Source organism: Parendozoicomonas sp. 209JJ7-1 (assembly GCF_058147085.1).
Genome location: NZ_JBYVJU010000020.1, coordinates 12,756 through 36,981, shown reverse-complemented (window position 1 = coordinate 36,981; position 24,226 = coordinate 12,756). Strand labels below are relative to the sequence as shown.

The window sequence follows — 24,226 nt, the reverse complement described above, 5'->3', positions numbered from 1 at the left end:
GCAGGTGTTGATCGCGGGCAGGGGCCATTCCCGGTGCAGGCGGAAAGAATATAGGGGCATTAATAAGTAACAGAATTACAGGCCGCGTCGCAGAGGTAGCTGGGGCGGCTGGTTGTTGATCGACGGTAGAGGTTGTCGGTTGTTGTGAAGAACCCTGTATATTATTCATGAAGGCCTGCCCTTGTTGCACAGCAGCCACTACACCAAAAAGGAAGGGGCCGCTCACTAACCAGGAGGTTAGTTGGCATAACAGGGAGAAAAGGGTTTAATTTATTTCCGGGTTGAAAATGGATTGAATGCCATCCACTTTGAGTGTGAAGCGTTCAGTTCTTGATTCGATAGTTCTTGATTCCATGCTTCATGCTCAATTCCTGACACAGACGAACCTGATCCGCTATTTTATAAGTAGTCAGGTTGGAATGGAATATTGTGGTGAAAGATCACATTTTCTTTATAACCCGTGCCATAGAGCTGGCGAAGCAGGCCGTAGAGCATGGGAATCAGCCTTTTGGCGCTCTTCTTGTTCACAACGGCGATATTATTCTGGAGGCGGAAAATACCATTCACTCGGAGCATGATATGACCCGACACGCTGAATTAAATCTGATCAGTAAAGCTTGTCGAAAATTGCCGGATGAGACACTTCAAAACGCTACGCTGTATACAAGTACCGAGCCATGTGCAATGTGTGCAGGGGCCATTTACTGGGCAGGTGTCAGGCATGTCGTATTCGGTACCAGTGCAGAGACTTTGGACAAAATTGCCGGGCAGGGCATTGGCTTGCATGGTGGGAGCATCTTTGCATCATGTCATGAGAGTGTTGAGGTAATCGGGCCGATGGAAGAAACGATGGCAGACGAGTTGCACTGGGAATATTGGTCGAAATCTGGATAAGCCGGCTATGTTTGAGGGGAGAACTGCGGACATTGTGCCCGCAATTATTAGAAGTTAGAAGAATTAGCTTTAGCTGATTTCTACAAGATTTCCCTTGGTCTCCAGCCAGCTCTTTCTGTCCGCCGCTCTTTTCTTTGCCAGCATCATATCCATCACCTGACGTGTAGCGGGTGCATCATCAACCGTCAGCTGAACCAGGCGACGGGTATCCACAGCCATAGTGGTTTCCCTGAGCTGCAGCGGGTTCATCTCGCCCAGCCCCTTAAAGCGCTGGACGTTAATCTTTCCTCTCTTCTTTTCTGCATGTAGTCGATCAAGAATGCCGTCTTTCTCGGCTTCATCCAGGGCGTAATACACCTCTTTACCGATATCGATACGGTACAGGGGCGGCATGGCAACATAGATATGCCCGCCTTCCACCAGGGGGCGGAAGTGCTGGATAAACAGGGCGCAGAGCAGGGTGGCGATATGCAGACCATCGGAGTCGGCATCGGCGAGAATACAGACTTTGCCGTAGCGCAGCTCGCTGATTTTGTCGGAACCAGGATCTACCCCCAGGGCTACAGAGATATCGTGAATCTCCTGGGAAGCCAGGACTTCGGATGAGTCCACCTCCCAGGTATTCAGGATCTTACCCCGCAGGGGCATGATGGCCTGATTCTCCCGGTCCCGTGCCTGTTTGGCGGAGCCGCCGGCGGAGTCCCCTTCCACAAAGAAGATTTCCGTGCGGTTCATATCCTGGCTGGAACAATCCGCCAGTTTGCCGGGCAGTGCCGGGCCTTGAGAGATTTTCTTGCGGACAACCTTTTTCGCCTTGCGCATACGGCGCTGGGCTGTACTGATGCAGAGTTCCGCCAGCAGTTCGGCAAGGTCCGTATGCTGGTTCAGCCACAGGCTGAAAGCGTCTTTTACCACACCGGAGACAAAGGCCGCACATTCACGGGAAGAAAGGCGTTCTTTGGTCTGCCCAGAGAACTGTGGGTCCGCCAGCTTGGCAGACAGCACATAGGAGCAGCGTTCCCAGATATCATCGGGAGCCAGCTTGATGCCCCGGGGCAGCAGGTTACGGAATTCACAGAACTCCCGCATGGCTTCCAGCAGGCCGGTACGCAGGCCGTTTACATGGGTTCCGCCCTGGGCGGTGGGGATCAGGTTTACGTAGGATTCCGTAATCAGCTCGCCACCTTCCGGCAGCCAGATAACAGCCCAGTCTACGGCTTCCTTCTCCCCAGCCAGACTGCCGGTAAAAGGTTCTTTAGGCAGAAGTTCAAAGCCTTCTACGGCACTGTACAGATAATCCCTCAGACCATCCTTATAGTGCCATGTTTCGGTTTCATTGCTGGACAGTTCGTGGAAGATGACCTTCAGTCCCGGGCAGAGTACAGCTTTAGCGCGCAGTACGTGCTTAAGACGGATAACAGAGAACTTGGCAGAATCAAAATAACTGGTATCGGGCCAGAAGCGTACAGTGGTGCCGGTATTGCGTTTACCGCAGGTATCAACCACCTCCAGCTCCGAGGCTTTGTAGCCATTGGCAAAACCGATGTTATACACCTGCCCGCCCCGGCGAATGGTGATATCCAGCTTGGTGGACAGGGCATTCACAACGGAGACGCCCACACCATGGAGACCACCGGAGAACTGGTAGTTTTTATTGGAGAATTTACCACCCGCATGCAGACGGGTCAGGATCAGTTCGACACCGGAGACTTTATGCTTGGGATGAATATCCACCGGCATGCCCCGGCCGTTATCGGTCACTTCCAGGGAGTTATCCGGGTGCAGCACCACTTTCAGTTCTGAGGCATGGCCTGCCAGAGCCTCATCGACACTGTTATCGATCACCTCCTGGGCCAGGTGGTTGGGACGTGTGGTGTCGGTGTACATGCCCGGGCGCTTGCGCACCGGGTCAAGACCGGACAGGACTTCAATGGCTTCAGCGTTATATTCGTTCTGCATGGTACGCGTGAACAGTTCCCTTTTATCGACAGATCGGGCTTCAGGTTACAGCGTCCTGAATATCCGTAAATGGTCAAGTGTAAAACGTCTTGGCGGTTTTGTTCAAAATGTATCTGTGAAATCTCAGAAACCCAGTTCCGTAGAGGAGTGGATTTGCCCCTTTTCCATCATGTCTGTTCCCCACTGTACAGGGCCTTCCGGTTCTTCATTGTTATAACTTGATTAATACGTCTGTCGAAGCCCCGACTCTGGATCTACACTACCAAGGCATTCCATATTGACTTGGCTAGGCGAACGGCTGGTCAAGCAATGGGCTATCAGGTCACCCGGAGAAAAACCCTATGCGACAATCCAGAATTCTGAATCTTAGCTGTCTGTCCTGTCTAGGTCTGGTGAGTTGCGCTTTTGGTAGCAACTGTATTGATGACTCAAACGCCATTTATGAACAAATTACAAAACCCGGTTTCACTCACGTATACGAGGCTTGCCCGGGCATCAAAGCTATAGGTGGCGCAACCAATTCACACGGAATATGCCATGCCATCTGTAGTTCATGGTCACCGGATGGGGGATATGAAACACAACATAAGTGCTCATGGAAATTGGGTGACTGGCAACACACTATACATTGCGATTAGTTCAAACAATCACTGCCTGCAAAGCAGGCAGTTGTCAGCCGCAACCGTCGGGCAGCATCAGGTACTGATTTGATCCAGCAGGGTGCGGACTTCATGCTGCTGAGCATCGTTACCTTCGAGCGCCATCTCATCAAGAATATCCTTAGCACCATTGTAATGCCGCCCAGTTCATCTCGGCTTTTCATCAAAAGCCTCCTCGAGAAGTCGCCGAAGAGTATGAGATCGGACTCCAGGTTACAGCGTCCTGAATATCCGCAAACGACCAAGTGTAAAACGTCTTGGCGGGTTTGTTCAAAATGTATCTGTGAAATCTCAGAAACCCAGTTCCGTAGAGGAATGGATTTGTCCCTTTTCCATCATGTCTTTTCCCCACTGTACAGGGCCTTCCGGTTCTTCATTGTTATAACTGATTAATACGTCTGCCGAAGCTCCGACTCTGAAATCAGACAGAAACTGTGTGACAAGAGGTTCCTGGCCAAGAGCCAGTAAGGTGTAATTGAGCAGCAGGCGCATGGTGCGGGTGTTGCCGTCCAGAAAAGGATGTAAAAGGGACAAGAGTTTCGTCTCCTGAATCAAATAATGCAGCAGTTGATCCTCGCTGAGCCATGTGGAGTTCAGAAGGGTTGTATTTAGTCTGGAGGTCACGGCTTCTGTAGCGCCGGGAACCAGGACGGAAGGTATTCCATATGCGGTCACCATTTTCATCTGGTTGAGCTTCTGTTCACTATAAGTGAAAAGGGGAAATGGTATGCGTTGACTGTGCCTGGCTATGTGTTTGGCTTGTTCTGTTTTGCATTCTGCAATGCGATCTAGCCTGAACTTTAGAAATGTATTCCCGAGATACTCTGGGTCTTCAGCCAACTCCAGAATTGCCTGAGCGGACTTTGGCTTCGGGCATTCCTGAAAGCCAAGCAGGGTGATATTTGAGTGCTGGTGCAGGTCGCGTGTTATAGAAATTAACTCTCTGGCTGCGTGGGCACTGTTGATAATCAGGCTGTACTCTGGCAGCAGGCTCGAAGGATTGCTTCGGAATTTGTCCTGGCCATTGAAAAAGGATGCATTTATATCTTTGAGGAGGTCTGGACTCGCTATTGCACTGTTACCGGTGCTGGCCAGTTGTTCAAGGTGGCTCTGTATAACCGAGACTGCTTTATGGCAGCTTTGTTTCTTGTCGTCTGAAGGGGGAATATAGTGATCTATATCCGTATGACAGAACACGGAAAAATAGTCATCTTCTGAAATACTGTTGAATATCTCGATTCCTTTCAGTGGGTTGATATAAACCGGTAGTGATTCTTCTGCCCATATGCATGGCTGAAAAATAACCAGAAAAACCATTAATAAAAGGGGGGAGGTACGATCCATAGCTCAACTTTCCCGATAGTCCGTTTGTAGATAATTGAGTGTCAGGAAAGGCGTTTGTTCCGCCTCTTTAAGCTATATAAGACAAAAGTCTTAGTCATGCAGAGGGGCGCATGGATGTGTACTGACCGGAAGGGTCAGGAGGCAGCAGGAATCAGCGCCGGGCTGAAAAAGCCCAGAATCAGTGGAATGGACTGGGCAAAGTTCTCAAAGCCGTGGTGTCCGTCTTCATCAATACGCTGGGGGCAGTCCTGATAAAAATTTTCAGCCAGGCGGTAGTCGAGGGTTTCATCACCCTTTTGGGCCAGGAGAAGGATGTTGTCGGGCCGGTGCAGGGCGGATACTTCAAGATGCTTGAGCTGCTCGATATGTTCCCGGGTCAGTTCATATTCCTGGCCGTTATAATAATTTCTCTGGGAGCCAAGGTATTCTTCAAACTTTTCCCCGGGGTTCACAGCCGGGTTGACAAGCACCAGTTTTACCGGGAATGAAACGTCCAGTTTCAGCAGTTTTTCCATCAACCATGTTCCGTAATATCCACCAAGGGAACTGCCGATAATATAGACCGGGTGTTGTTCCAGAGCTTCACTGGCCAGGGTTAAAAGGTTACGGGCATTTTGTCCGGGCCATTCAGAAAGTTCGGGTACCAGATAGTTACAATCAATTCCATGTCCCTTTATATAGTTGCCCAGTTCACGGGCTTTAAACGACATTGGTGAACTGTTAAAGCCATGTATATAAAGCAGCATGGGCTTTGAACTGGTGAAATCGGTCATGGTGATCTGTCGGAAATAAAAGCACCATGGTAGCAGCGAAAGTTCTGTTCCTGAACCGGATAGAGGATGGTTTCTGGCATGCGGGAACTGCTAACTGTAAAAAAACGCAGCCAGGGCAGAAGGAAACTTCCTTTTCTCCAATGCATATCTCACAACCGAGGAGAATGGTAAATACTTCATGGCTTTGCGAGCCTGACGGAATCCGTCTCCATAAACAGGGTCGGGTGATTCTGTAATCAGCTTCATTCGATAATGGGCATCGTCGTTTTTCTGGGTTTTGAGCCAGAGATATTCAATCAGTACACACAAGCCTTCTTCAACTTTAAGGGGGAGTTTTCTGCCCGTTGGGTTGTTGTAGAAAAACCAGGCGTGTCCAAGTTCATGAATGACTACCGTTCGAAAGTGGTTCTCCGGCAGATTATTTTGCACCAGTATTTCCTTGAACTCCCTTCCCACTATGCGTTTGCCAACATAGCTGGTACTCCAGATTGCCAGCCCAAGCAGAGGGTGGTCGTCGTGGTAATTGTGGCGACTGTTGCTGTGCAGTTCATCACGGTCGGCCAGGCGAATGGGGGTGCTGGCCTGGTAGAGATTCAGGCCAAGTGACTTGAGTGCTCCGCGCATTTCCATCATCAGTGTTTCTGCTCTGGCATCTGTGGTTACGCCTGTTCCTGTACACAGGTGGCAGATCATCAGGCCATCGGGGAAGCGTATGCCGCCATTGGTGATGGGGCCGCAGACGATTCGACCGCAACTTGTGCAGGTGGCGTATTTTCTATGGGAAAGGCAGAAACGGTTGCCCCAGTAATCCTGCAGGTGGCGGCTGGCCAGGGCTTTACCGCAGACTGTACAGTCGGGAATAAACGCTTTCTGGAAACAGTGGACGTGCCAGGCCCTGCCATGTTTTTTCAGGTATCGCCCTTGAATGGGTTTCTGGCACCCGGTGCAAAGAAAACATTCCCGGTGCCAGACCTTTTGAAAGGCCCGGACAAAATCCCCGGTAATGTTTTTTTTGCAATGGTGGCACTGCACAGGCAGGACTTATCCCTGAGAGGTTCTGACTTATTCAGCATAGAACGTCTTCAGCATAGAACGTCTTGAACCCGAAGTTTCAGGGAGCGCCGTGATAGGAGTGTTACTGATACGCTGCCGGATGCCAGTTTGTCCAGTTATAAACCCCGTGCATTGAGGATTCTGGCAACATTTTTCCAGTGATGGGTTGTCCCGTCCGGCGCATTCACCTGAACCCGGGGAATCTGGGGGCTCCAGTCCCAGGTTCGGTTGGCTTCTGTGTTTCCGGTAAGAGCAAAGCGCTTTCCTTTGCTGGCTGCATTGCACAGGGAGTTGGAGAGCTTCTGGCCTTCAGGAGTATCGGGCATTGTTTCAACAAGTCGTCTTGCGGGTATTTCCGCACCGTGCCGGCTATCCCCGTGTACCAGATAACTGTTGTGGATAACTCCGGTTCGGCCAAAGGACGGGCCGGCGGGTATCCAGTGATGGATAACCTTTGTCGTAACCCATATGGTTGGCAGGAGGGGTGTTCTCCCTGGACGGAAAGCTGTCCCATGAAGTCCCGCCGGTGCTGGCGATAATGTGGGTTTTGATGACATTGTTCCTGTTGAAGATGGAGGGGCTGGAAGGTCTGGAGTCGCAGTCACCCGCAGCCGCGGAACAAGAATCTGTGTTTCGGAAAGTGCAGGTATCGCTTTGTTTATAGCCGCTTTAATCTGGTTATTGCACTGCTCCCGGCCGGCGGTGTGCAGGGGAGGGGTATTCTGGGCTATAGCGGAGCAGAAGTTATCAAAATGTGTTTTTAAAGGCCCTGTAAAAATCCGGGTAAGCCGTTCTTCCCGAAAGAGGTCGATAACAAGCTCTCGAACCCTGATGATGTGATCTTTCTGCTGAGTTTCTGCTGTGCTGGCTTTGCCGGAGCATCCTGATACAGAACACTCTTCATGGTTTTGTAACCATTTATCAGCGGTGGCTTTGTCCAGCCCGTGCCCACAGGGAAGAACAACCAGCCTTTGGGCAAAATTATTGGTGTCCTGGCAGATCAGCCTGTGCAGCATAACCGCCAGACGCCCGGTATTTACCATGTTAATACCGGCTGCGGCTGGCACTGTAAAAGTTCCCTTTGGCATTCCCTTTGGTATTGTCTTTGGTGTCTGGGTCGAAGTGGCTCTTCGGCGTTTGGCTGGTGGTGATGGCCGAATGGTTTGGGTCTGGGCTGATACAGCCACCGGGCGTTTACGTCCAGGAAAAAAAGTCTGTGTTCCGGGGAGCTGTTCCGGGGTTGCCTGTACAGAAGCTGCTGTTGTCGAGGGAGAAACAGAAACTGTCTGTACCGATACAGTATTTTTATCGTTGTTACCTTGAGGTGGGACCAAGCTCCAGCCTTCGGGTTCAGTTACCCGGGCTGGACGGGGAAAAAGGCAGTTGATAAAGCTGGCAAGCATAGTCCCTGACCCGGTTTGCACAGGAAAGTGAAGCAGGGTAGGTAAGGTGTTTTGAGAAAGCCATAACCGGGCAGACAGTGTAAATGACCGCTGCCCGGGTATGTGAATGTTGTCATGATGGGGGCTTATCTGCGCCACCCTGACGGGACAGATGCAGGCTTTTCAGAATATTCAGAGCCTGGTTCAGCTGGTAGTCGGTAACATCCAGGGGCTGGGCTTTTTCGGTTTTGCTGTCTGCAGCGGTTTTCTGCTTCTTGCTGGTGTTATCCAGGTGGCCCTGCAGGTCTGCTTCACGGTAGCTCTGGTCGTCTTTCACCCGGGTGACGCTGGCGTTATCCACTTCTATATCCGGCATAATGCCTTCCGCCTGAATGGACCTGCCCCTGGGGGTGTAATACAGGGCGGTGGTCAGCTTCAGGCCCCGTTCTGCATCGGTGGTCAGGGGCAGAACAGTCTGCACTGAGCCTTTACCGAAACTTTTGGTACCTACAACAATACCCCGGCGGTGATCCTGGAGTGCGCCGGCGACGATTTCAGAAGCGGATGCCGAGCCGCCATTAATCAGTACCACCACGGGAATACCTTTGGACGGGTCTTCCCTGTTAGCGCTGTAGCTCATGTCGGAATTGGGAATGCGACCTTTGGTATACACAATCAGGCCATCGGTCAGGAATGCGTCGGAAACATCAACCGCTGCCTGCAGAACGCCGCCGGGATTGTTGCGCAGGTCAAGAACCAGGCCATTCAGCTCCTGGCCTTTCTTCTGCTGTTTACGTAGTTTATCCATAGCCGCAACCACTTCCTTGCCGCTGTCCACCTGGAACTGGCTGATGCGGATATAACCAAAGCCGGGTTCCAGGGTGCGCTGACGTACGCTGTCTACCCGGATAATGTCCCGCACTACGGTAATGTTCAGAGGCTTGCTGGCTCCTTCCCGGATAATGGTCAGCTTAATGGGCTGACCGGCTTTTCCGCGCATCAGTTCAACGGATTTTTTCAGTCCGAGACCACGAATAGGCGTTTCATCGAGGCGGATAATCAAGTCGCCGGCCATTACGCCGGCACGCTTGGCAGGGGTGTCATCAATGGGGGTAATCACCTTGATCAGGCCATCTTCACTGCCCACTTCTATACCCAGACCGCCAAACTCACCGGATGTACTCTCTTCCAGATCCTGAAAGTCTTCCGGCTGAAGATAAGCGGAGTGGGGGTCGAGATTATCCAGCATGCCACGAATGGCATTTTCCAGAAGGGTTTTGTCATCAACCGGCTCAACGTATGAGCTTTTAATGCGCTGCATCACCTCGGTGAATGCTCGCAGATCGTCCAGAGGAAGCTGGCCTTTCTGTTCTTGTTTCTGTGCTTCAGCGGGGTTGGCAGGTTCCGCTGGCTTGACAGACTCTGCGGAGAGAGGGGCTGCCGGTGGAAGGCCCAGGAGCAGAGCGAGAGACCAGGAAAAGAACGATAATCGGGTGGGCATGCATAGCTCCTGCTGGAAATGGTTCCGATGTTTCAACATGGCTTTTTCATCTGAATAATGATCGCTGTTATATCTATAAAATTGCAAGGTTCAGCGGGAAGCCATAAGCCAGACTAAAGGATTTGACGGACGCCCTTTATAGCGCACTTCAAAGTACAGGCCATTCTCCGTCTGGCCCCCGCTGTTACCTGTGCGGGCAATGCTCTCTCCGGGTACAACCCAGTCACCCACTGTTTTCAGCAGTTCCTGGTTATGGGCATACAGAGTCATATAGCCGCCGCCGTGGTCAATAATCAGCAGCTGCCCGAAGCTTTTCATCCAGTCTGCGAATACCACCCGGCCATGGTGTGGGGCTTTCACCAGTGTTCCGGCTTTGGTTTTGATAAACACGCCTTTCCAGCTGACCTTGCTCTCTTTACGGCTTTCACCGTACTTATGGGTCACCTTGCCTTTTACCGGCCAGGGCATTCTTCCACGGTTCTGGCGGAAGGGTTTGTCGATATCGGTAATGTCGGAGATGGAGATAATGGATGCCAGCAGCTCCTGCAGTTCCTTCTGCTCTCTGGTCAGATTCCTGAGCTGGGAGCTGCTTTTGGATTCTTTGGTGTTCAGTCCGGCAAGAATCTGCTGACGTTTGCTGTTGCTGGCGTTCAGCTTCTGTTCCTGGGTTTTCAGGGTGTTCTGGCGTTTCTGAATCTGCAGGCGGGTACTGGTCAGGTTCTGTTCTGCGGCGGCGAGCCTGCGGGAAGACTCATTCAGTTCGGTAAGGGCTTCGGTCTGGACTTTGGCAAAGTGATCATAATAAGCCATTATCCGGCTGGCTTTGGCCGGGTCTTCCTGATTAAGAAGCACCTTCAGGCGTGGACTTTTGCCAGAGATATAGGCGGCTTTAATCGCTTCGACCGCTGTCTCTTCCCGGTTTTTTTTTTCCTGCTGCAGTTCCTTTCGCAGGATTTGCTGCTTTTTTTCGGTTTTCCTCGTTTCCCTGAGTTCCTGCTCTGTTTTTCTGAGGGAGGACTGTATGCGGCTGATCTCTTTTTCTGTGGTTTCCAGCCGGGTCTCAATGGAGCTGCGCTCTTTCCGGATACGCTCAAGAAGGCTTTTCAGCTCGCTGATATCCCTGTTGACCTGCTCAAGGCGCTTAGCGTCATCTTCGGCGAAAGCGGGTAAGGACGGCAGCGGGCAGGCAATTACAACCGCCAGCAGCGCATATCGTATGGGCTGGCGGAGTAAAAATAATAAATAATCAGTGCTTATGGTTTTCATGGGTATTGCATCACATCAGTGTGTCAATTATGCCCAAGGCTTATTTGTGCCGACAATCATTAATCGACTCTTCCCGGTTACTTCGGCAATATTTTTATTCTATTCAATGATTATGGACGCTTTCTGCCAGGAGTGGAGAGCTTAAGATTAATGGTCGGGTCTATCGGTGACTATACGACGAAGGACTTTCAGTGAAAAATAGCAGGAGTGAAAACGCCAGCCAGAAAGAACAGGCCGGCGTTACGCAAAACCCAGGTCAGATCAGGCTTTTGCCCGTCATCTCTTCAGGCTGAGCAATTCCCATCAGAGCCAGCAGCGTCGGGGCAATATCGGACAGGACACCGGGCTTAAGGGTAATGTCCCGGGGGCCGGAGTAGATCAGCGGTACCAGCTCACAGGTGTGGGCGGTATGGGGCTGGCCTGTATGATGATCCTGCATCTGTTCAGCGTTGCCGTGGTCAGCGGTGATCAGGCACTGACCGCCGTGCTTGTTCAGGGCTTCGGTGACCCGACCAACGCAGGTGTCGATACATTCCACTGCTTTTACCGCCGCGCTGAATATGCCCGTATGACCCACCATATCACCGTTGGCATAGTTGCAGATCACCAGGTCATATTCCCCGCTCTCAATGGCCTGCACCAGCTTGTCGGTCACTTCCGGGGCGCTCATCTCCGGCTGCAGGTCGTAGGTGGCCACCTTGGGGGACTCCACCAGAATACGGGTTTCGCCGCTATAGGGCTGTTCCCGTCCGCCACTGAAGAAGAAGGTGACGTGGGCATACTTTTCTGTTTCCGCGATACGCAGCTGGGTTTTGCCCTGGGCGGAGATATATTCCCCGAGAGTGTTTTCCAGAATCGCAGGCGGGAAAGCGCAGGGAGCGGGAATATCTTCGGCGTAACGGGTCAGCATGACAAAAGCAGCAAGCTCGGGACGCTGCTTACGCTCAAAACCGTGGAAGTGGTCTTCCGCAAATACCCGGGACAGCTGGCGGGCACGGTCGGCGCGGAAGTTCATAAAGATAACAGCGTCACCATCGTGAATAACGGCAGGTTTGCCACCTTCCGGTACGATAGCAGTGGCCTGAACAAACTCGTCGTTTTCGTTACGGGCGTAGGCAGCGGTGAGGCCTTCTATAGCCGTGGCTGCAGTAAACTCAGCGATGCCGGCGGTCATCAGGTTCCAGGCCAGTTCCACACGGTCCCAGCGCTGGTCACGGTCCATGGCGTAGTAACGGCCAATCAGACTGGCAATACGGCCAACCCCAAGCTTGTGCAGCAGGGCATCGGTTTTCTCAAGGGTGGGCTGGGCACTGCGGGGAGGGGTGTCCCGACCATCCAGGAATGCATGCACATACACTTCTTTGGCACCACGGGCCGCGGCCATCTCAATCATGGCGAGAATGTGGTTTTCGTGGGAGTGTACGCCCCCCGGAGACATCAGACCCATCAAATGTACGGCTTTGCCGGCGCTGACAGCAGCGTCAACGGCCTTGACCAGTTGCGGGTTTTTCTGGAACTCACCTTCATCAATGGCTTTGCTGATACGGGTCAGTTCCTGGTAAACCACCCGACCGGAACCCAGGTTCATATGGCCGACTTCACTGTTGCCCATCTGGCCTTCCGGCAGGCCGACATCAACGCCGGAGCCGGAGACAAGGGCGTGGGGATTGTTTTTCCAGAGTCGATCCATAACCGGAGTATTCGCGGCGAGAATGGCGTTGTGGTCGGCTTCTTCCCGATAGCCCCAGCCATCAAGGATAAGCAGTGCGGTAGTCGTGCGCTTGGTCATGCTGTCCTGGCATCGTATCTGCTGGTGAATTGCTGAGGGATTTTAGCGGCTTGTTTAAGGTAAAACCACGGAAACTGGTCAACAATATCTATCAATATCTGTTCAGTCAGCAATATCTATCCAGTCAACAATATCTATTCAGTCAGATAGTCCCTTCAGTCAGATAGCACCGAAGACTGCCTGAACAGATTAAACGCACATGGAAGCATGTGTCGGGATAAGGATGTTCCCCCGGTTGATCTTGATCTTGATATTGGCAAAGGCGAAAAGTGGTGCCTCCTTCCATAAGTGATGCCTTCTGCCATAAGCATGGAAATTTCCTTAAATGAGTCCAGCCATAAACCGGAAACGTGGCTCACTCCCCGTCGGTCGCGCTTACCGGAGGGTGGTGTGCTTTTACAGACTGGTGAAATACATCGGGCAGTCTGTATACTTGCCGACTTGTCGTATTTTCTGGTTGCCTGAATTCTCTAATGGAACAATTCATAGAATTTATAATCAATAACCCTGCACTCACAGGAACCTTCGCTGTACTGCTGGGGCTGCTGGCCTTCACCGAACTCCGCAAAGGCGGACAGACGGTTTCCACCCAGGAATTAACCCGCCTGAGCAATCACGAAGACGCTGTGGTTGTGGATATCCGGGATAAAAACGATTTTGCCAATGGCTCAATCACTGGCTCTCTTAATATTCCCCATGCCAGCGTGAAAAATCGTATTGGCGAGCTTGAAAAATATAAAGCCGTCCCAATTATTCTGGTAGATGCCATGGGGCAGCACAGCGGTATGGTCGGCAAACAGCTGAAAGACGCCGGCTTTGAAAAGGTCGTGCGCCTCAGTGGTGGCATCAGCACCTGGCAGAGCGAAAGCCTGCCTCTGGTGAAGAAATAAAATTTCAAGGCGGTAACAGCAGTGCAGGATGTCATTGTTTACAGCTCGGCGTGGTGCCCTTTCTGCCAGAGAGCTCTGGTTCTGCTGGGAAAAAAAGGCGTGCCGGTGAAGGTGATTTCTGTGGACGGAAAGCCTGAAGTGCGTCAGGCCATGGCTGAAAAGGCCGGCCAGACATCTGTTCCGCAGATATGGATTGGTTCGACCCATGTGGGCGGCTGTGATGATCTCTATGCGCTGGAATCCCAGGGCCAGCTTGATTCGTTGCTGTCCGCAGAGCAGGAATAGCTCAATTTACTTAACGGCCCCTGAAACCTTAACAGGTCGGGGGTTAATGAATTTCGTTAAAGGAAATAAAGATGTCTGAGACTGAAAGCCAGGATCAACAGCCCCAGTTCGCCCTGCAGCGCATTTACATCAAGGACCTGTCCTTTGAATCCCCCAAGGCTCCGGCCATCTTCAAGGGACAGTGGCAGCCTGAGGTGAAACTGGACCTGAATACCACCAATATTGCCCTGGACGAAGACGGTATGTATGAAGTGGTTCTGGCCCTGACCGCTACCGTCAACCATGGCGAAGAAGTGGCTTTTGTGGCTGAAATTCACCAGGCCGGCATCTTCATGGCGAAGAATCTGCCGGAAGCCGATCTGCACCGTACCCTGGGTGCTTTCTGCCCAAACCTGCTGTTTCCCTATGCCCGTGAAGCCATCGACAACCTGGTAACCCGTGGCAGTTTCCCGGCCCTGATGCTGGCACCTGTTAACTTCGATGCCCTGTATGCCCAGGCCCTGCAGCAGGCTGCTGAACAGACCCGGCAGTAATCGCTGCTGCAGAGAAGCCTTTAGCGAGAGCCTGTTGCAGATAGTCTGTTGCAGATAGCCTTTGGCGGGCTTGTCCAATAGCCTTTCGTAGAGTGAACTTTTTCTGCATCTGAAAAGCCGCCGTGTGGCGGTTTTTTTGTTTTCACCTATCCTGACAGCCCGGTCAGTTTAACTGACTGGTTGGGGAATCTTTTATCCCCTTTTTACATCCTATATTCATACTTTTGGTCGTTGATGACCGGATTCCGGCCGTGTGTTGGGATCTTCTGGTTTGGGAGTTGCTGTTATGGTGTCAGGAATTACCGCTTTTCGTCCTCTTCGCTGGGCTGGGTTTTGTGCCGCTTCGGCTGCGCTGACGTTTTCCGCCCTCACTCTGGCAAAGGTTCAGCCTTTTGAGGACCAGGAGAAGCAGAGCTGGGAAATTAGCCTGGATGTGTCTCTGAATTTTGGACGGATGATTAGTGTTGATTCCATGGACGGCACAAATGCCCTTCCACTGATCCATGACAAGGCGAGTGGCAAGGCTCTGGGAAGCAAGGGTTACTGCGTCAGGGCGAACTTCAGCGATGGTGGTGCCAACATGAGCATCAGGAGCTCGGAGGCCTTGAACAACTCCTTCCGTATGGTGAATAAGGATAACAAAGGAAAAAAACAGGAGTATTTGAACATTACTGTCAATATTCTTGATGCTATTGGCAGCAAGGATATGAGAAGTGTTGTTCCAGGAGCCTCCTATCCAATCACGACCGGGTTGGCAAGTGATACCTGCGCCAAGGCTACAACGGAAGTGCATGTAGAAACATCCAGTATCAAAATGCAGACTTCAGGTAATTACCAGGCCACTCTGAAGCTGCATTTTCAGGCAACATAAGAACAGGCGGGTGGCAATGATTTGTGTTGGGTAAGGCTTGTCAGGGTTTCACTGACAACATACCTGCCAGCCTGCTCTGTTTTCTTTCCTATCTACACTGAAAGTATTCAAAACCACTGTGTGCAATGGAATGCGCAATCTTTCTCTTATTATCTTGATCCTTATTGCTGTATCCGGACAGGCTGAAGAACCTGTTTCTGTCCGCCTGGCCGGCGATAGCATTCTGCCTCTGTTCTCTGTTAAAGAGGGGGGAGCAGGGGAGTATTGTGTCTGGCTGGAGCAATCCAGACAGCGTGACATTGACTGGAAAGTGGAAATCTCCCGCCCGGATGGAGGCATGTTCCTTCTCCCGCTGGGAGGGCAGAGGGTTCAGGTGCCGTTTGTCCTTGAGGCTGTGACCGGAGCCAGTGCCAAAGCGGTGGATATCCAGGTGCCGGGAGTTGTGTTGCAGGGCAAAAGCCTGACCAGCCATTGCGCCAGGGATAATTCGGTATTCTGGCTGCGGGTCCGTCCTCAGATGGATTCCGGAGAAATCCCGGGAGGTGTTTACCAGCAACGCCTTGAGCTGAAACTCACAGTCGCTGGTCTGCCATCCCGGGTTGTTCCCGTCAGGCTGTTTTTGAATGTGCAGGAGCAAATGGGTGTCCGGGTTCTCGGTAATCTTTCCCTCCCCCGGTTTGATGGTTACAGCGCTCCTCAGGGGGAAGTCCGCTTCTGTCTGTTTCGCAATGGCCGGGGAGGCTATGTGGTGAAGCTCCGGGGAGACGGGAAAAATGGAGGTTTTGCCTTGCGGGGAGGTGACCATAAGCAGAATCTGCTGCCTTATACAGTGTCCTGGAAGGGTAATGACCTGCCGCCGGAAGGGATGGAGTCAGGGGTAAGCAGCCGGGTGTATGAGGGGGCGTCCTCGCCGGATTGCCGGGGCAGTCATAATGCCAGTGTCAGGCTGGTTATTCCCCTGGCGACCGCACGCAGGGTAGCCAGCGGGCACTATTCGGGCAACTTGAGAATTACTGTCGAAGCCCGATAAACCTGAAGAACCCAGTCCTGTTCTTCGGCCTATGATACAGCTCTGTCTATCTATTATTTATCAGTTTGTTTTACCTGTTCTCGTCAGTGCTTCGCTGCTGACGGCTAGTGCTGTGGCTGGGGCAGCTGTTGATATGGAAGCAGATCCTGAGGATATTCCCGAAGGTTTTGAACACCTGGACGTGCCCAGGGAAACCCTGGTGGAAATCTGGTTTGCCGGTCGCAGGCAGGGGGCTGTTATGGCCCGGTTTACCTGGGACTGGATAGAGTTACAACAACCTGCATCTGTTGTGCGGCTATTGCCGGGGCTACTGAACACGGCCCGGGTTGAGAAAGCCCTGACCGGACATCTGGACACCCACCGGAACCTTGTATGTAACGCTCGGCTAAGCCAGGAGTGTACGTTACTGCGACCGGATGTGGCCGGGGTGATTTTTGATGAAAGCCGTTTCCGGGCGGAGATCTTTGTAAGCCCCGCAGAGCTGAAGCTTAAAACATTCCGTACGGACAAGTATCTCAGTGAGCCCAGCAGCGGCTTTTCCGCTGTTCAGGGGTTAAGCCTGAGTATGTCTGGCGCGCGTTCAAAAGATTCAGCAGATCACTACTCCTGGTATGGCCGGTCGGTGATGGCCATAAAGGAGAAACACGTTTTTTCTGACTGGAGTTATGACAAAACCGGGCATTTCAATATCTCCTCTCTTTTTATAGAGAGGGACTGGCAGGGGCAGGAGATAATGGGCGGCCTGTTTGCCGGCCGGAGTTTTGGATTGACCTTTTCTGCTGATCCTTTTCTGCTGGGAGCCAGGCTGGCTCATTCTTCCGATACGTTACATGATGATGCTTCTGTAAATAGTACGCCAGTTGTCGTGTTTTTGCCGATTCGTGGCCGGGTGGATATATACCGGGACGGCAAACTTCTGGAAGCCCGTTTTCTTGATGCTGGCCGACAGCAGTTGGATACCCGGGGGTTTCCCCACGGAGCCTATAATCTGACCCTGAAGATTTACGACGGTACACGTTTGCTGGAGGAGAAGCGTATTCTGTACGTGAAGAGTAACCGGCTGCCGGGAAAGAATGATCCCATTTACTTTCTGGAAGTGGGCCGGCCAATGGAGAATGTTAAGGATAAGTGGTGGCCGGAAACCGGAAATGGCTGGCTCCTGCGGGGAGGTTACAGCCACCTCCTGCTGGAAAGTACAGCTCTCACTCTGTCAGGGGTTATGGATAACAGCGATGGCCTGATAGAAGGCAGCCTGCTCTACCTGGGAAATAATATAGATGTCTCTGCTGGTGTTATGGCCTCAAGATATAAACGCTGGGGCATGTATGGTGATGTTTCCCTGTTCTGGAATGACTTTCAGCTGCAGGCTGGCTACAGAAAGCTTTCTCCCCGCAAGGCATCCAATAAAGCAGACAAAACCGGTTCTCTGCTGGGGGATGGCAGTCGTACAGGGCAGTTCAGCCTGTCCCGCCCGATCGGCACGGCTACAGTTGGTATTGGCCGGGACTGGCAGCGCAGTGATAAAGACGAAGTCACCCGCATAACAGACTATGCCCGCCTGAGCTGGGCGTTGTTCAATGGCAGCGATTATGACCTGCGCTTTTCTGTGGATGCTTCAAAGGTTTCCGGTGGCGGTGGCGGTGGAAAGGAGCAGAAGCAGGTTATGGCAACACTGTCGTTAACCCGGGTGATGGAAAACAGTGACTTTACCCTGAGCCAGTCCCGACAGGAGAGTCGTAGTCGCAGCTTTAATAAAAAGCAGCGGGATATTGCCCTGATCAGCCGCGTCAGTGCAAACAGGCAGAATATAGAGGTTTATGACCAGAATATTTCTGTGGGTGGTTTCGCTGAAAAAAAACGACAGAAGCGCACTGTTGGTGCCAATGCTCAGTTATCTGGCCGCTGGCTTGAAGGTATGGTGTCTGTCAGTCGATCTGTACCAGATAAAGGCCCGGGCACCACAAATTATATTGCCAGCCTCAATACCAGTTTTCTTGCCCGGAAAAATACTGTGAGCGTGGGGGGCGGCCGACTGAATGACAGCGCAGTGATGGTTGAATTAACTGGTGAAGGCAACAGCCTGTTCGAGATTCAGGTGGATGGCCGGAGCTTTGCCCTGGGAAGGGTGGGAGACACTGTTCCTGTAGTGCTTGAGCCGTTTCGGGAGTATGACATTTCCATAACCCCGGCAGCGGATAATTTCTCGGATTATGAAGACCAGGTTAAAACCGTCACTCTCTATCCCGGCAGTGTGGCTGAAGTAAATTTCCCGATTATTCAGGTTGACCCGGTTATCGGGCGGATTGTGGATGAAAACGGTCATGGGCTGGAAGGGGCTCTGCTGGAAAACAGCGAAGATCAGGCCCAGACAGATACAGGCGGGCTGTTCCAGGCCCGTATACGCCCTGATCTTAAAAGCCTGACAGTGAAAACCCGTGAGGGTCATACCTGTATAGTGCCACTGCCGGAGACAAGGCGAAAGCGGCGGGGGGTGGTTCTGATTGGGAAACTGGTTTGCCAGCCGGGTTAAAGTGCAGAGCTGCCGACCGGGTGTGCGTGCGTTAAAAGATTCTTTCTGGTCATGCTCAAGGTGCAGATGCCGGTGGGGGCGGAGCATCATCCGGCAGCCTGCCTTTACCGGTAAAGACCGTTGGTACAGATTGCTGGCCGTTATTCACTTGAAATGACACATCAGCAGCCCAGGGTAATTCAAACCTGACACTGGCTCCGGCATAGACTCTGGTTCCGGTAATGTCCCGGCATTCATCTTTCTTGTCGGGATTGCACTGACGGCCATTCTCCAGATAGACATTACTGTTACCAGCGTTATGGACAGTAAGGAGTTTACCCTTGCGCTGGTCAGCCAGGTTGAACTTTGGGCTGTCCGGCCGGACCACTACCAGTATTTCGTAGGAAATTAGCAGCCTGACCCCTTTCTGACCCTCTTTCAATCGGCCAGGCACCGGTTCCACCAGAACCCGGTAAATACGTTCCCGTTTCTGCTCCTCATCCAGGTTAAGAATCCGCACCTTGCCCGACTGTTCCCCCGCCAGAACCATACGGGTAGGGGTAGCCACCAGGGAGGCTTTGTCCGGATCAGTTAAAGGCAGGAGTGTTTCGCTGGACAGGCCGGGGTTAATGACTTCCTTTACGGATACCGCGATAAAGGCTTTGTGCCTGTCACTGTTGTAGATGGTGATATCAGTGAAGTATTCGCTGTCCGGGCGGAATTCGACTATGGCCCGGTCAATGGTGATATTGGCCTGAGATACAGGAATCCACATAGCTATTAAGCAGGCCGCTAATAAAGTGATATAGCGCATGAGAGTTATCCGGCATGTGTTGTTGTGAGTATTTACTAGAGAATAGAAGATTCTTTTAGAGCCTGTTCATGATCTTTCGTGGAAAGCGAAAATGTAGTTTTTATCCGGCATTTACAGCCTGGGTTTGTAGCCTGGGATCAGATTGTGAACAGACTCTTATAAGTTGAAGTCTGCTTTACAGGGATGTGCAAATATGATCGCAGGCAGACTTTGTGGGCTGAGCTTTATACAAAAAGTACAAAAAGGAGCCCTGTACAAAAAATACTGACTCTCTTATGTGTGACTATGTGTGACGTGAAAGGTAACCAGGGTGACTATATTCGTCATCTTTATTAGCATGGAATATCAATGGCCTTGTGTAAAATTTAATGTATATAATGTGACGCAGTCGCCTTTTTTCATGGATTGGCTGCTTTTTTTGATTAATGGCACAGTATCTGCCTTTAATTCAGGTAGTAGTTGTTGACTGTAGATGTAAGGTATAGGAGATATCCGGGAATGTGGGCGAGACTGACAATATCTTTCTTACTGTTGGTGTCGTTTGATGTATCAGCATTGCTTCCTGATACCCAGTGCCGTTTTTCTGGAGATGCTTTTTTTGGAGACAGGTTTTGTTATGATCTCTTGAATTTTGATGACCTTGCTCTGTCTTTAACTGCCAGTGATCTGATGACACCGGAGTTTATTAGTCGCCCAGAAGATTTTTGCAATATCTCCTATCAAGAACGGTATTTTTTGGGTTTCCTGCTTAGACGGTCTGCGTCAGCTTACCGGGCAGAAATGATCAGTGCTGACAGTAATCCCAATCAGTACAGACTTAAACGACAAGGGAGCAATGATTATCTTGATGTTACGTTTGAATGGAAAGTTGCAAGAAACAGCGGCTTTTCAGCATTCAGGCCTAATGAAACAAGAAGATTTTCCGGTGCTGTCGAGTGCAATGAGCCAGGGGCTGAGTCGGCTATAAGAGTCAGGGCTCAGAGCAGTGATATTTTAGCTGTGCCTCCTGGGGACTACCGAACCACGCTGACTTTTGAGTCTCCTAGGCTGCCCCGGGATAGAAAGAGTATTGATGTAACGATGAATATTCCAAAACTGGCACGGATAAGTCAGATAAGCCAGTTGGACCCTCTTGTTCCCGATGTTGAACAGAACAGCACCTTTTGCATTTTTGTCAGTGGCGGAGGGAAATACAGTATTTCTGTCAGTGGGGGAACGGGTGGCGCTGATCCATTTCTCCTGAGTAACGCTGGTACCACTATACCGTACACAGTAAAGCTGTCGGGTACTATCAATGGATCTCCGTCTCCAGTGTCTCCGGGGGGGAGGATCAGTAACCTGTCAGGCAGTAGTGATCTGGCGTGCGGAGGTAGAAAGAATGCGTACGCAAGGGTTGGAATCAGCGGGGCGAGTGTAGCTGACAAAATGACCGGGGTGTATACGGGGGCGCTGTATCTGACTGTTACACCTGAATAAGGTGTGTGGATTATTAAATAACAAAGACCATAAATGGAAGAGATAAGAAAATGAGAAAACTGTCCTGTAAAACAGTAGCGTTTGTAGCCATGATGGGTGTTTCTTATGCAGCTTCAGCTGCACTGGAGCAGGGGAGCCTTGGCAATCCGTCTAAAGGTAAATTTGACATTCAGTATATTAAGCCCCTGGAAGCACGGGTATGGGGTTTAGAGAATGTAACAATAACCACTCTGGGTGCGGATGCTACTGAAGTTGTGGAAGGCTGCCTTTATACGAGCGGTTCCACAGGTGTAAGTATTAATGTCGCAGGCTCTAATGACGCGGGTGGTAGTTTCAACCTCAAATCCGGAACTAATGTCATTCCATACGACCTGAAACTAAAGCTTGGTACTGGCTCTCCGGTAACCAAGTCTGTGAGTGTAACGGGAGCTGTTACGGCTACAAGGGCTGAGCTGGGTACGATGAAGGCTCCTACGGCTGCCTGTAGTTCAGGTGAGAACCTTGAAATTGTTGTGAATACTGCGGGGGTTAATGCAACTAATGTGATTCAGGGTACATATAAAGATGTAGTTACCTTGACTGTCACACCAAACTGAAGCAGTTTTCAAACGTTTTTATGGCTGCGGTACTTTGGCTAAGGATTATCCCGGTATTGCTGTTGCTAAAAGTGCCTGTTGTTTTTGCACAGGTGTTTATTGCAAACAACAAAGTGCCGTCAGGCTTTGAGTCAATATCCCGTCCTCAGCGATCCCTGGCAGATATATACTACGGGGATCGCTATATTACCTCCCAGATGGTGATCTATACCCCTGCCTCTGTAAAACTCAGTAACCCCGGGCAGATCATCCGCCGTGTCTCCGATATTACCGACCCGGAATTGCTTACCCGTTTAATGACCGGAGAGCTGGATAGTCATCCCCAGGATATATGTCCGCCCAGGCAAACCCGGAACTGTGGTCGATTAAACCCGGAAGTTATCGGAGTTATCTTTGATGAAAGCCGTTTCCGGTTGGATATTTTTATTAATCGCAATTATCTGAAAACACAGCAGGTAAGTATTCAACGTTATTTGCCGCCTTCAGATGGCGATATCGCATTTCTGCAGAATTTCTCAGTTGCTGCCAGCGGCAATACCGGAACAACCCGCAGCGGTGGCGGCAGTAATCGGAACTCAAACTCCGATTATACAATTAACGGCACAAGTCTTCTGTCGTGGAAAGAAAACAACCTCTATGCTCGCTGGGATTACACAAAGAAAAAGAAGTTTACCATCGACAGGCTCTACGCTCAGCGGGAATTTGAAGGCTTGGCCTGGCAGGGAGGTATTGTTTCCAGCAGAGGGTTTGGTTTTAATTTCAGCCCTGACCGTACCCTGCTGGGTGCTCGTGTAGCAACATCCGATAGCACCCGTCTGGACACTGCGTTTACCGGTGGTACTCCCCTGGATGTGTTTTTGCCGGTCCGTGGTCGTGTTGAACTGCGGCGGGATGGAAAACTGCTGGGTTCGGAGTTTTTTGAGGCTGGTAATCATCAGCTGAACACATCAGGCCTGCCTGATGGCGCATATGATCTGGAAATCCGTGTAATCGATGACCTGGGCAACCAGATCAGCAATGAGACCCGTTTTTTCGCCAAACAGAATAATCTGCCTGCTCCCGGTGAGTGGGAGTGGTTTGCCGAGGCCGGCAATATTCTTGAACGTACCGCCGGCAGACCATTGCCACGGACAACTGACCATAATCTTGTCCGTGCGGGTGTGGGCCGCAGGTTAGCGGATACTCTGTCTGGTACTTTAGCGATGGCGGCGGATAATGATGAAGCCTTGCTGGAGGCTGATTTATTCTATCTGGGGGAAAATTGGGATATATCACCCTATGCCATGATTGATAAGAATGGAGCCCATGGCGCTGGTTTTGATATTGGCAGCCGGTTTTGGGGTATTTCCCTTAATGGAAATTACCGAAGGTTATGGAAGAAGAGTTCACAGCCACTTCCGTCAGAATCCCAGCCAGACAACAGTAATAACCTGGCGCTGCTGGGAGAGGATTTTGAGCAGTTCAGCAGCTCCCTGAATTTCCCGTTTATTGGCGGCAGTGCCAGCTACCGATACAGCTCTAATAAACGACAAGAAAATAATACTGAGAACCACACTGTTAGCTGGCGCAGACAGCTATGGCGTACCAATGATTATGATCTGGATACGGAGATTTCCTGGAGTCAGTCGGGTGATAATCAGGTGGCATTGTTTTCATTGAATCTGCGTTACAGGCAGGAGCGTTGGAATTTCCGGGCTTCACCCACGGTAGAATGGCGGAAAAACCAGACGACACAACAGCGTACACAGCGTAAACAGAAAGCCAGATTTTTTACTGACTGGACCGATGGTGACCTGCTGGATGGTGATATGCGCTTGAGCGGCGGGTTAAGCCTGGGTTCCGGCGAGGAGCGTATTGACGGGCAGTTACGTTACAGTGATCACCGGGGCTCGGCCAATATCTATCTGGGTCATACCCGTACGGACAGTTCCCAGGTTACCAGCTACAGCCTCAACCTAAGCACCAGCCTTATAACAGATGGCAGTTATGTCTCTGTAGGAGGTAAAGACAGGGCAGACAGTGCGGTGGTTATTTCCATTGATGGCAGAAAAGGCGACAGGTTTGATGTGCTGGTGGATGGCCAGCGGGTAGCTTATGCCGTTGTCGGGCAGCCGACGCTTGTTCCCCTTTCCCCTTATCGTCAGTACCGCATTGGCCTGCGTCCGGCGGGTACAGCGATTTACCGGTTTGATGAGAAAAATCAGACAGTGACGCTTTATCCCGGGAATGTTGTGCGCTTTGATGTTGAAGCTGTGGCCCTGCAGCTGGCCTTTGGACGCATAATTTTTAACGGTGCGACCGGCGACAAAGCACGTATAACCGGTGGTATTACTCCGGTTTCAACAGATGAATATGGCCTGTTCCAGGTGGAAATGCCGGTGAATACGGAATCTATCCGGGTAGAACTGGATAATGGCTGGCTATGTGAAGTACCACTGCCGGAAGAGCGGGTGGATAATATTCTGCGGTTGGGAACGGTGAATCTTTCTGATGCCGACTGTCAGCCTGTTTTTGAAGGGCAGCTGGCCGTGGGGCAGAAGGAGTAAAAACGTAAAAGCGCGTAAAAGGGGTCGAGTATTATGTCCCAAGACCACGCCCAAGC

General features: G+C 51.3%; 20 protein-coding genes. 11 read left to right on the top strand and 9 right to left on the bottom strand.

Going from position 1 to position 24,226, the window contains the following annotated elements:
* Positions 1-432: 432 nt before the first annotated feature.
* Complete coding sequence (locus ACY2RQ_RS17280) at positions 433-894, top strand: nucleoside deaminase (protein WP_490114245.1); 462 nt, start codon at positions 433-435, stop codon at positions 892-894.
* Positions 895-963: 69 nt separating this feature from the next.
* Here the strand turns inward: ACY2RQ_RS17280 and parE are convergent, their stop codons facing one another.
* From parE to ACY2RQ_RS17255, 5 genes are all read right to left on the bottom strand, one after another.
* A complete protein-coding gene (gene parE / locus ACY2RQ_RS17275; protein WP_490114244.1) occupies positions 964-2,853 on the bottom strand; it encodes a DNA topoisomerase IV subunit B in 1,890 nt (629 codons plus the stop codon).
* Positions 2,854-3,803: 950 nt separating this feature from the next.
* The gene (locus ACY2RQ_RS17270; RefSeq protein ID WP_490114243.1) at positions 3,804-4,856 is read right to left on the bottom strand and encodes a hypothetical protein; all 1,053 of its coding nucleotides are present in this window, start codon (positions 4,854-4,856) and stop codon (positions 3,804-3,806) included.
* 134 nt (positions 4,857-4,990) lie between these two features.
* Positions 4,991-5,629, bottom strand: a complete 639-nt coding sequence (locus tag ACY2RQ_RS17265) for a YqiA/YcfP family alpha/beta fold hydrolase (protein ID WP_490114242.1) — start codon at positions 5,627-5,629, stop codon at positions 4,991-4,993.
* Positions 5,630-5,719: 90 nt separating this feature from the next.
* The gene (locus ACY2RQ_RS17260) at positions 5,720-6,661 is read right to left on the bottom strand and encodes a protein DA1 (protein ID WP_490114241.1); all 942 of its coding nucleotides are present in this window, start codon (positions 6,659-6,661) and stop codon (positions 5,720-5,722) included.
* Positions 6,662-6,798: 137 nt separating this feature from the next.
* Entirely contained in the window at positions 6,799-7,725 is a 927-nt protein-coding gene (locus ACY2RQ_RS17255; RefSeq protein ID WP_490114240.1) for an RING finger protein, read from the bottom strand.
* On the opposite strand from ACY2RQ_RS17255, the gene ACY2RQ_RS17250 reads away from it, so the two are divergent.
* On the top strand, positions 7,724-8,005 hold the full coding sequence (locus tag ACY2RQ_RS17250) for a hypothetical protein (RefSeq protein ID WP_490114239.1): 282 nt from the start codon (positions 7,724-7,726) through the stop codon (positions 8,003-8,005). The genes ACY2RQ_RS17255 and ACY2RQ_RS17250 overlap by 2 nt on opposite strands.
* Before the next feature lie 192 nt (positions 8,006-8,197).
* On the opposite strand, the gene ACY2RQ_RS17245 is transcribed toward ACY2RQ_RS17250, so the two are convergent.
* The 3 genes from ACY2RQ_RS17245 to gpmI all read right to left on the bottom strand — a co-directional run bounded on the left by ACY2RQ_RS17245 (position 8,198) and on the right by gpmI (position 12,620).
* On the bottom strand, positions 8,198-9,565 hold the full coding sequence (locus ACY2RQ_RS17245) for a S41 family peptidase (protein WP_490114238.1): 1,368 nt from the start codon (positions 9,563-9,565) through the stop codon (positions 8,198-8,200).
* 90 nt (positions 9,566-9,655) lie between these two features.
* Positions 9,656-10,831 (bottom strand): murein hydrolase activator EnvC family protein, encoded by a 1,176-nt coding sequence (locus ACY2RQ_RS17240; protein ID WP_490114237.1) that lies wholly within the window; start codon positions 10,829-10,831, stop codon positions 9,656-9,658.
* Between the two features lie 256 nt (positions 10,832-11,087).
* A complete protein-coding gene (gene gpmI / locus ACY2RQ_RS17235; RefSeq protein WP_490114236.1) occupies positions 11,088-12,620 on the bottom strand; it encodes a 2,3-bisphosphoglycerate-independent phosphoglycerate mutase in 1,533 nt (510 codons plus the stop codon).
* A gap of 473 nt (positions 12,621-13,093) precedes the next feature.
* Here gpmI and ACY2RQ_RS17230 point away from each other — a divergent pair, with 473 nt between their 5' ends.
* The 6 genes from ACY2RQ_RS17230 (at position 13,094) to ACY2RQ_RS17205 (ending at position 18,759) form a co-directional block, all read left to right on the top strand.
* Complete coding sequence (locus ACY2RQ_RS17230; RefSeq protein ID WP_490114235.1) at positions 13,094-13,510, top strand: rhodanese-like domain-containing protein; 417 nt, start codon at positions 13,094-13,096, stop codon at positions 13,508-13,510.
* Positions 13,511-13,531: 21 nt separating this feature from the next.
* A complete protein-coding gene (grxC, locus tag ACY2RQ_RS17225) occupies positions 13,532-13,795 on the top strand; it encodes a glutaredoxin 3 (RefSeq protein WP_490114234.1) in 264 nt (87 codons plus the stop codon).
* A gap of 71 nt (positions 13,796-13,866) precedes the next feature.
* Positions 13,867-14,328: a protein-export chaperone SecB gene (gene secB, locus ACY2RQ_RS17220; protein WP_490114233.1), complete on the top strand. Its 462-nt coding sequence runs from the start codon at positions 13,867-13,869 to the stop codon at positions 14,326-14,328.
* Between the two features lie 253 nt (positions 14,329-14,581).
* Complete coding sequence (locus ACY2RQ_RS17215) at positions 14,582-15,199, top strand: hypothetical protein (protein WP_490114232.1); 618 nt, start codon at positions 14,582-14,584, stop codon at positions 15,197-15,199.
* A 130-nt stretch (positions 15,200-15,329) separates the two neighbouring features.
* Entirely contained in the window at positions 15,330-16,229 is a 900-nt protein-coding gene (locus ACY2RQ_RS17210) for a hypothetical protein (RefSeq protein ID WP_490114231.1), read from the top strand.
* Positions 16,230-16,362: 133 nt separating this feature from the next.
* Positions 16,363-18,759, top strand: coding sequence for a TcfC E-set like domain-containing protein (locus tag ACY2RQ_RS17205; RefSeq protein WP_490114230.1), 2,397 nt, complete (start codon positions 16,363-16,365; stop codon positions 18,757-18,759).
* A 55-nt stretch (positions 18,760-18,814) separates the two neighbouring features.
* On the opposite strand, the gene ACY2RQ_RS17200 is transcribed toward ACY2RQ_RS17205, so the two are convergent.
* Positions 18,815-19,552 carry a fimbrial biogenesis chaperone gene (locus tag ACY2RQ_RS17200; RefSeq protein ID WP_490114229.1) on the bottom strand — a complete coding sequence of 246 codons (738 nt, stop codon included), beginning with the start codon at positions 19,550-19,552 and terminating at the stop codon, positions 18,815-18,817.
* Between the two features lie 780 nt (positions 19,553-20,332).
* Here ACY2RQ_RS17200 and ACY2RQ_RS17195 point away from each other — a divergent pair.
* From ACY2RQ_RS17195 to ACY2RQ_RS17185, 3 genes are read left to right on the top strand one after another with little or no spacing between them, the layout of a single operon-like run.
* The gene (locus tag ACY2RQ_RS17195) at positions 20,333-21,028 is read left to right on the top strand and encodes a hypothetical protein (protein ID WP_490114228.1); all 696 of its coding nucleotides are present in this window, start codon (positions 20,333-20,335) and stop codon (positions 21,026-21,028) included.
* Between the two features lie 50 nt (positions 21,029-21,078).
* Entirely contained in the window at positions 21,079-21,624 is a 546-nt protein-coding gene (locus ACY2RQ_RS17190) for a hypothetical protein (RefSeq protein WP_490114227.1), read from the top strand.
* A gap of 20 nt (positions 21,625-21,644) precedes the next feature.
* The gene (locus ACY2RQ_RS17185) at positions 21,645-24,170 is read left to right on the top strand and encodes a TcfC E-set like domain-containing protein (protein WP_490114226.1); all 2,526 of its coding nucleotides are present in this window, start codon (positions 21,645-21,647) and stop codon (positions 24,168-24,170) included.
* Positions 24,171-24,226: the final 56 nt, after the last annotated feature.